The sequence below is a fragment of the Limnofasciculus baicalensis BBK-W-15 genome, from assembly GCF_024178385.1.
Taxonomy (GTDB): Bacteria; Cyanobacteriota; Cyanobacteriia; order Cyanobacteriales; family Coleofasciculaceae; genus Limnofasciculus; species Limnofasciculus baicalensis.
In genome coordinates this window covers 46608-52332 of record NZ_JAMZMM010000002.1, presented here as the reverse complement: position 1 = coordinate 52332, position 5725 = coordinate 46608, and the positions used below count along the sequence as shown (strand labels likewise).

4 protein-coding genes are annotated in these 5725 nt (G+C 39.2%); 1 reads left to right on the top strand and 3 read right to left on the bottom strand.

The window, feature by feature from the left end:
* Window positions 1-633, top strand: a 633-nt coding sequence (locus tag NJ959_RS00415) for a glycosyltransferase family 2 protein (RefSeq protein WP_254009762.1), incomplete at its 5' end; no start/stop codon positions are given.
* Between the two features lie 72 nt (window positions 634-705).
* On the opposite strand, the gene leuD is transcribed toward NJ959_RS00415, so the two are convergent.
* The 3 genes from leuD to NJ959_RS00400 all read right to left on the bottom strand — a co-directional run.
* Entirely contained in the window at window positions 706-1320 is a 615-nt protein-coding gene (gene leuD, locus NJ959_RS00410; RefSeq protein WP_254009761.1) for a 3-isopropylmalate dehydratase small subunit, read from the bottom strand.
* Window positions 1321-1544: 224 nt separating this feature from the next.
* Window positions 1545-4964 (bottom strand): CHASE2 domain-containing protein, encoded by a 3420-nt coding sequence (locus tag NJ959_RS00405; protein ID WP_254009760.1) that lies wholly within the window; start codon window positions 4962-4964, stop codon window positions 1545-1547.
* Between the two features lie 161 nt (window positions 4965-5125).
* A partial coding sequence (locus NJ959_RS00400) for a DUF928 domain-containing protein (RefSeq protein ID WP_254009759.1) occupies window positions 5126-5725 on the bottom strand: 600 nt, incomplete at its 5' end.

The following is a 5725-nucleotide window of genomic DNA, read 5'->3' as shown; positions in this document are numbered from 1 at the left end:
GTATCAATTATTCTACCTACTTACAATCGAGCTAAATACTTGATCGATTGTATTAATAGTGTACTCAATCAAACCTTTAAAGATTGGGAATTAATTATTATAGATGATGGCAGTCAAGATCGTACATTTGAAATAATTAATCCGTTTGTGGAAAAATATGAAAATATCCGCTATTGCAAGCATAAAAACCGGAAACTGGGATTTTCCAGAAATGCGGGTAGTCAAGCATCTTTCGGTAAATATATTACTTTTATTGACAGCGACGATCAATATAAACCGAATCATTTAGAATCCCGTTTGGAGTATATGAAAGCTAATCCTGAAGTGGACTTGATTACGGGTGGTGTTGAGACGGATGGAGATATTTTTGTGGCTGATTATTATCAACCAGGAAAACTAATTAATGCTCTAGAGTGTGTTATGGGTTCTACTTTTTTTTTCAAACGTCATGTTTTATTTGAATTAAAAGGATTTCAAAATCTTCCTTATGGAGAGGATACCGATTTCTGGGAAAGGGCTGAAAAAAAATTCAAAACGGCCAAGATTTTTCAACCTCGTACTTATCTTTACACCAGAGCGGAAGAAAGTATTAGTAAGAGTTTTACAGAAAATATTGATTTAAAAAATGATTAGGAGAATTCCAATAAGGATTACTGTAAATCACCCAAGCATACTGACAGTAATCCTTTATCCCTAAAACTATTTTTAAGCGAGAGTAACAGACACTGAAGAATCCCAAACCATATAAGGTAAATTAAGAGCTGTTGCCCGAATTGCTTCAGCTTGGGATATCAGTTGTCCGCAACTATCCCAAGTACCTGTGGTTAGCATTTGTTGGGGGCCTTCACCCAGAAATATAGAGGATTGAAAGTCTCCACAACTAACTACCATCGATTCTAAATCCATCGTCATGGAAACTTGGGGATTCTCTTTTAAGATAGTTTGTAACTTTTGGATAGTTTCAGGCGAAGCTGTGACACAGGGAAGCCCAATTGCGAGACAATTACCAAAGAAAATCTCAGCAAAACTTTCGCCTATTATCGCTTTAATTCCCCATTTTGCGATTGCTTGCGGTGCGTGTTCCCGTGACGAACCGCAGCCAAAGTTACCATTCACTACTAATATAGTAGCACCTTGATACTGCGGTAGATCGAAGGGATGTTCTCCCTTTAATTGTACGCGATCGTCTGCAAAGGCATTTTCTCCTAATCCATCAAAGGTGACGCAGCGTAAATAACGAGCGGGGATAATTCTGTCGGTATCGATATCGTTCCCTAAAATAGGAATTCCGCATCCGGAAACTGTTTTAACTTGACTCATGGTTGTGCTATTAGCTGATTGTGTGATTTCAGAAATCGGGTTTCTTTGTAGATGGTGGGTTATTAGATTATATATCTACTATATCCAACAGGACTTAGGCAGCTACACCACATACATATAGTAGTGATGGTGCGTTACGCTGCGCTAACACACCCTACAGAAAAAGGTAAAGGGCTTTGCGTAAGTCCGATCCAAATTATACGATCAAACCAATGTACTACCTGTTACTTCTCAGTAAAACGCCAAATTCCCTCCCACCCATCAAGTGTCCCCTGCTTCATTAACTCCTGAATCCTTTCCAGATAAAGAGCAGCAGTTTTATCTTGAGAATTAACAGCTAAAACTCTTTCAAAATAATCTTGCGCTTGCCCAAATTCACCCAAGCGATAATACTCTATTCCCTGCTGAAAATCAGGTTGAGTTTTCAATTTTAAATCCCTAACTTCCTCCACCTCAGCATCTAAGACTTCATAAACAGAAATCGGTTGATTTTTGCCTTTAACAATTGCTTTGTCGATAAACCGAATCTGGTAGCTATCGCGGTTACTCAATTTTTCCCAAACTTGCCCAGATATTAACAAAGAAACTCCATAAAACTTGGTTAAACCTTCCAAACGAGCCGTTAAATTAATCGTATCAGAAAGAGCATCACTCTGCATCCGATTAGCCGCACCAACAATCCCCACCATAATATAACCCAAATGAATACCGATACCGATTTTAATTGGTTGATAGCCTACTTTTTCACGATATTGATTATAGTCTCGCACTTTTTCAAGTTTACCAATTCCTGCGGCTACTGCGTCATCTGCACCATTGGGGAAGACTACCATCATGCCATCCCCCATATATTTAACAATCAACCCATTATTGCGATCGATTTCCGGACTCATCCGCCGTAAATAGGCATTAACAAAGTTAAAAACATCTTGGGGAGTCATGGTTTCACTGAGATTAGTGAAGGAACGAATATCGCTAAACATGATCGCCATTTCTTTACTAACATTGTCCCCTAACTTCACATCGATAATGCTGTCTCTGCTGAGAAAACTAAGATATTCATGGGGAACAAACTTTTCGTAAGCATTGGTAATTTTAGATAATTTTAGATGAGTATTCACCCGCATTAATAATTCATCTTTAGCAAAGGGTTTTGCTATATAATCGTTTGCCCCCAATTGAAAGCCCATAACCAAATCATCAACTTGATTTTTTGCCGTTAACATAACGATGGGCAATTCTTGAGGGGGGTGTTTTTTCCGAACTTTGGCGCACATTTCATAACCGGACATATTGGGCATCATCACATCGAGTAAGATGATGTCTATTGGTTGCTCGCGTGCCAGAATAGCCAGGGCTTCTTTCCCATTAGAAGCTTGGGTAACTTTGTAATTTTTTACGGAAAGAATATTATTCAATACTTGAAGATTTACTGGCTCATCATCCACAATTAAAATATGAAATTTGACATCACCAACACTATTATTAGTAACAGTACGATCGTTGTCATCAATGTTTTGTGATGATATATCGAGTTGGCTTACAGGTTTACGGATGGTACTTACAGTGGGAGATGTGGGAGTATCTGCTACGGGATTATCAGCAATAGGTAGAGTAAATGTAAATTTAGATCCTATTCCAACTTCAGATTCTACCCAAATCTTGCCGCCGTGGAGTTCAATTAACTGTTTAGTTATAGTTAATCCTAAACCTGTTCCACCATATTTGCGAGCAGTGGAGCCATCTCCTTGTTCAAAAGATTCAAAGATGCGATCGATACGATCGTTGGGGATACCGATTCCGGAATCGGAGATAGTAATCGCTATTTGTTGTTGGTTATTGGTTGTTAGTTGTTGGTTATTGGTTGTTGGTTGTTGGTTATTTATCGATGTATTTTGTTGGATTACTAGAGAGGAATTATTATGGACAAGTTTGGCGGAAATTTCTATTTTTCCGTTTTCCGTAAATTTGATGGCATTACCGATGAGGTTGTACAGTATTTGTTCCAAGCGACTCTCATCGACATAAGCGGGGACAAAAGTCTGAGATACTGTATTAATTAATTGGATATTTTTGTTTTCTATTATAGTTTTATTTATGTTTAAAACAACTTGAATAAGTGAGCTGATATTAACAGGTTTTTGGTACAATTCTATATTTTTGTGCTGTAACTTAGAGAAGTCGAGGATATCGTTTACAAGGTTAGAAAGGCGATGACCACATTGACTAATCATCCCTAAGTTTTGGATTTGGATTTCTGTGAGTTTTCCAGTAGCACCATCCACCATTGATTCGGCAATACCGATAATTCCGTTAAGAGGTGTGCGGAGTTCGTGGGATGTATTGGCTAAGAATTCATCTTTTAATTTGTCTAGCTGTTGTAATTCTTGATTTTTATTTTCTAGGGTTTGGGCATAGTCTTCTAATTGTTGATAAGATAGTTTGAGGTTACTCCAAAGTGTAGTGCCGATACCGATAACTCCACCAGCTATAACTGCAACCAAAGGAGTAAATACAGGAATTAACCAGCCTGCTAAAAGAGCAATATACCCACCGATAAAGATAATACCAACAGCGATAAAAATTCCAGCCAGAGACACCCAACGGTGACGGACGTAAAGGACACCTAAAGTAGTACTATATCCAGACCAAAATAGAATTAATAGCCAATTTAATGGCTTAATGGAAGCTCGCAGCATGGGTCGATTTTCTAAAGCTGCACTCAAAACTTGACTAGCAATATTGGCATGAATAACTACACCTGGAATTAATACAGTTGTCGTCCGCAAAGTGCTACTGTAAGGGGTTTGATAACTGTCATTGAGACTCGGTGCTTTTGGACCGAAGAAAACTATGCGATCGCGCATTAATTCTGGTGGAATCCGGTTCTCTAGTACATCTGTCATCGAAATAGTTGGAAATTTTGGCAATCCGCCCCGATAGTTTAATAAGATTTGATATCCTCCTGTATCTTTCTCGCTGTATTCTCCCTCTTTGCCTGTTAAGGGAACAAATACAGCTTTTCCTAATCCATATATTTGCTTTTTATCGTCAATTACTTGTAGTTTAATCTTTTCTTTTTCTAAATACATTAATGCTAGTTTAATCCCCAATCCTTCCCGCATTGTTCCATCTTTTTTTCTGAGGATAACTAAAGCGCGACGAATCTTGCCGTCTGGATCTAATACCAAGTCGTTGGCGGCTACTTGCCCCAGCTTTTCTAAGGTAGGCGGCGGTGCGATTGCAGGTTCGGCAATTTTTTCGATTCCAATTAAATTGGGGGTAGATTTGAAGAGTTCGATTAATGCCTGATGTCCGGGTTCTACGGGTATATCGCGATAAATATCAATGGCAATACTTCTAGGTTTCTGAGCTTTTATATTGCCGAGTATTTGTGCCATAAATTCGTCTGACATCGGCCATCTCTTGACATAGTGGATATCTGACTCATCAATAGTGACAATGACAATGCGTTTGTCAAGTGATTCAGTGGGGCGTAGACGAAATAATTGATCGCGTACTGAGAATTCCAGTAAGTTAAAAATGCCTACCATACTGCCAGCAATGACGGAACCCGCTACGCTGGAAGCAATAATCAATGGGTTTCGCCATCTTTGAATTTGTTTATGGATCTTTTTCCACATGGTAGTGCTACCTCACAGTATTAACTGATAATGGGTAATTGGCTATTACCAATTACCCATTACTTATTAACCTAAATTGCTAATTGCTAATAGTGAGATTTTGTGACTCTACCATGAGCCATTAGCAGCCCCAAAAAAATCCTAGCAACTTACGTTGTTATTTACAAATGTTCTGCAATAGGCTGATTTGCGATCGCATCGAGTCCAACTTCTTTTAACAAGTCTTTCCACTCACTCAATAAAGTCTCATTACTCGGCTGTGCCACTTGAGCTGAAACTAAGACAGCTACAGTATCATACCAAATGCCTGCTTCGGCGTATTCGGTGGCTTTTTCTAGAGGATTTATAGAGGAATTTGCCTGAGTGGAAGTTAGGGCTGCGACTCGCTTCACCCATCCAGTTACGCCATAATTATCTGGTTGAAGAATACCTCCGGGCGAAATTGGAGCAAAAAACCATTGATAGTTTTTGTCCATCTCTAATTCTGGCGCATTATTAGGTAGGGTAACACTAACAATTCCCCCTCTACCAGAAATCTTGAGCATGGCTTGGTAGTGATGCTTGCCATTTTCATCTTTCAGGCTAAAAAATACTTCTTCGGTAGCCGTTGGCGGGATGTAAACAAAGAATGTTGGACGTGCTGCTATTGTACGCCCGTAGTTGGTGGTTGGTAGTAACGCCGTCATGAGAGGTTGTTCATCGCTACGACTACCTGCACCGATAGTATTGACGGGTGCGGGATCTTTTGGTGTCTGGAAGCG

Bases quoted from the DNA above. Each gene is read 5' to 3' on its own strand.
- leuD (WP_254009761.1), bottom strand. From the start codon at position 1,320: ATGAGTCAAGTTAAAACAGTTTCCGGATGCGGAATTCCTATTTTAGGG.
- NJ959_RS00405 (WP_254009760.1), bottom strand. From the start codon at position 4,964: ATGTGGAAAAAGATCCATAAACAAATTCAAAGATGGCGAAACCCATTG.